This window comes from Bradyrhizobium sp. (assembly GCF_049581145.1).
Lineage (GTDB): Bacteria > Pseudomonadota > Alphaproteobacteria > Rhizobiales > Xanthobacteraceae > Bradyrhizobium.
In genome coordinates this window covers 1-3021 of the sequence record NZ_JBAURI010000716.1, presented here as the reverse complement: position 1 = coordinate 3021, position 3021 = coordinate 1, and the positions used below count along the sequence as shown (strand labels likewise).

Here is a 3021-nt window from a genome sequence, read left to right as displayed (position 1 = left end):
GTCCAGCAGCACCACGTCGGGCATCTGCTGCTCGCAGGCGGTGACGGCTCGCTGACCGTCGTCGGCCTCGTCGACGGAAAATCCCATGGCTTCGACGAAGCGGCGCGCAACCGAACGCACGACGCGCGAATCGTCGACAATCAGACACCTTCTCATTTTCGGCTCCAGCCAGGCTCGAAGTAAGGTTCAGGTATGGGGATTTCAGGCGGCGATGACACGGTCTCGTCCTGTCTTCTTGGCCTCATAAAGGGCGGCATCGGCGCGCTGGATCAATTGCGCCAGCGGTTCACCGGGATCGTAGCAGGCCGCGCCGATCGAGACGGTCACGGCGCACAGCATGTCGTCGGCATCGCGTGGGACGTAGGGTTTGCGCGACAGCGCCGTCCTGATGTTCTCGCCGACTCGCACGGCGGCGTCGATCGGGGTGCCGGGCAGGATGATGGCGAACTCCTCGCCGCCATAGCGCGCCACGCAATCCTGGCCCTTGACGCTCTGCGCCAGCGTGGTCGCCACCAGCTTGATGACGACGTCGCCGGTGGCATGGCCCCAGGTGTCGTTGACCTTCTTGAAATGGTCGATGTCGATCAGCAGCAGCGACAGGTCGTCGCCGGAGTTCATGGCGTCGCCGCTGATGGTCTGCAGCGCCATGTCGAAGTAGCGCCGGTTCGCGATTCCGGTCAAACCATCCGTGGTCGCTTCGCGCCGCAGATCCTCGAGCGAGCGCTCCAGCGCATCGATCTTGTCGGAGGATTGCTTGAGATCGAGCCCGAGCCGCTCGCTGCGGCCGACGATCCGGCTGGTCTCCTCGACCAGGGAATCGATCATGTCGGCCAGCGAATGCACGTTGGCCAGGAACTGCCCCGAGATATCCTCGATGGCCGCGCCGATGACGTCGGCATCATTCTGGGCCTTGTCCACGAGGTCGAGCACCGTCTTCAACGTATCCCTGGCGCGGATCGACTTTTCGCACAGCGCGCGTTCGGCGACGGCCGGCCGGAAGAACTTGCCATGCAGCTTGTCGAGCGCCTGATCGTCGATCGGGCAGTGGTTCGACAACAGGACGTCGATCGTCCGGGTGAGATCGGAATTCTGCCCGGAATGATAGGCGTACCAGACCGAAAAGTTGGACGGCGTCGGCAGCACGCCATGCGTTTGCATGGAGGCCATCGCCGCTTCGGCTTGGCTGCCGACTTGCCCAGAACCGTTCAAATCCGTCATCCATCCGACCCAAACAGAAATGTGACGGCCGATTGATAGCAGGCAAAACATCGCAAGCGGAGTTGGAACCGCGGATCGGTGCGTCTTCCGGTGGATCGTTCTGTCGTGACGATTACCCCACTGTTAAGCGAGACATTCAAGCTCGCTTAGAGTCCGACGCATGGTCGAAAGTCCATGATTCCGCCACATGCAGGTCCGATTTCGATCGCCGCCGCCACGAATGATCGGGACAAAAGCGCTCGAATTTAAATTCGAAATCGCGATTGTTTGTCGCTTGATGTCGCGACGATCTCTGGCTCGCCTTGGGGCATGCAACCGAGGGCTGTGGATTGCGACGAGATATGCACGCGACAGGATTTGTCGGAGCGATTTTGTTGCGATGGCTTTGCCCACCCGACATCATGACTTCCATCGTCATCGAAGCATTGGTGCGCATGGTCCGCTAACGTCCTCGCCGGATCAGCTTTCCGAAGGTGCCCCCATGAAGAGAGAAATCGTGCGCGTCGAACCGATCTCGGGCTATCTCGAGCGTTGGAAGGCCCCGGCCTCGCCGGTGACGCGCGCCGGCAACATGATCTTCGTCTCCGGCCTGCCGCCGTTCGATCCCGTGACCGGCGAATTTGCTTCTGTTCCGGTCGAGCGGCAGACCGAACTGGTGATGGAGCAGATGAAGCTGTGCCTGGAAGCCGCGGGCGCCTCGCTCGACAACGTCATGAAGTGCAACATCTTCTGCACCTCGGCCAAACATTTCCCGGCTGTGAACGCGGTCTATGCGCGTTATTTCCCGATCGATCCGCCGGCGCGCATCTTCGTCTGCATCCCGGAATGGACCGGCCCGTTCGACATCGAGGTCGATTGCATCGCGATGCTGTGAGGGCAGGCGGTCCCGCGTCCTCGCTCCAGGTGCGTTGGACGATCAACCGGCCGCTGCGCGCGGCGAGCACGATCCGCGCTTCGGCGCCCGGATGAAGTCGAGGCGATCTGGTTCGATGCCGTTGCTGAAGATCGCGCCCTATTCGGGCACCGGCGGCGTGGCGCGTCGGACGCGCATGCGCGAGCGATGACGTGGCAGGTTGGCAGCACCGTCGGCAGCCGCGCCGCCGGCCTTGCGCGCGGACCTGAATACCATGATGCCGAGACAAAGCTCGCGCGTGGTGCGCGCAGTACAAGGTTTCCGACACATAGATGCTGACGTTCATCATGTCTTCTCGCGATTGCGGACAAACCCTCGCCGCAATGCGCCGTATCGTTACGCATGATCGACAGCGCTTTCGAAACGGGTGCCATGCACTGCTTCATGTTGCCGCGACATTTGCTCCCCGGCCCTCTGCGGGCCTCGACAGATGCAACGGCTGCGCGGTGATGCGGAATCCTTCAACACGCGAAGCGGCGGGTCACATGGGGGATGACGATGGGACTTTTGCCTGAGCGACGGCGCGACCTTGAAGGTGCGGGCGAAGCGCCCGAATCCGGCAATGCAGCGGAGCGAATTGCCAGCCTGCTCTGGCGCGCCGAAGCGGAGCGCAAGGCGGGCGATCCCTTTGCCTGGCTCGGCGCGCAGGAGGTGCCCGAGCCTCCGCCGGCCTACCGCAAGCCCGCCGGCGTCGCGGGCCTGCTTGCGCTCCTGGTGCTGGTGGCCTCGGGATCCTTCTATGTCGGCATGACGTTCGTGCCACGCTGGGCCGGCGTCAAGAACGACATCCATGCGGAGTTGCCGGCGCCCGACGTGGCGCAGCCTGCCGCGCAGCCGCTCCCGTCGCCGGTCGCGGCTCCATCCTTCGCTGCGAACGCACCGGCGGCCGC

Annotated in this window: 3 protein-coding genes and 1 pseudogene; 2 read left to right on the top strand and 2 right to left on the bottom strand. The window is 63.3% G+C overall.

Annotated elements, in window-relative coordinates:
• Both WCB02_RS23265 and WCB02_RS23260 read right to left on the bottom strand, forming a co-directional pair.
• A partial coding sequence (locus WCB02_RS23265; RefSeq protein ID WP_423961820.1) for a response regulator occupies window positions 1–156 on the bottom strand: 156 nt, incomplete at its 3' end.
• A 45-nt stretch (window positions 157–201) separates the two neighbouring features.
• A complete protein-coding gene (locus WCB02_RS23260; protein ID WP_423961818.1) occupies window positions 202–1167 on the bottom strand; it encodes a GGDEF domain-containing protein in 966 nt (321 codons plus the stop codon).
• A gap of 532 nt (window positions 1168–1699) precedes the next feature.
• Here WCB02_RS23260 and WCB02_RS23255 point away from each other — a divergent pair.
• Both WCB02_RS23255 and WCB02_RS23250 read left to right on the top strand, forming a co-directional pair.
• Window positions 1700–2092 carry a RidA family protein gene (locus WCB02_RS23255; protein ID WP_423961817.1) on the top strand — a complete coding sequence of 131 codons (393 nt, stop codon included), beginning with the start codon at window positions 1700–1702 and terminating at the stop codon, window positions 2090–2092.
• A 537-nt stretch (window positions 2093–2629) separates the two neighbouring features.
• Window positions 2630–3021, top strand: a pseudogene (locus WCB02_RS23250) (hypothetical protein); the annotation flags it as partial.

Coding starts and splice junctions, on each gene's coding strand:
- WCB02_RS23260 (WP_423961818.1), bottom strand. CDS start 1,167: ATGGCCTCCATGCAAACGCATGGCGTGCTGCCGACGCCGTCCAACTTT.
- WCB02_RS23255 (WP_423961817.1), top strand. CDS start 1,700: ATGAAGAGAGAAATCGTGCGCGTCGAACCGATCTCGGGCTATCTCGAG.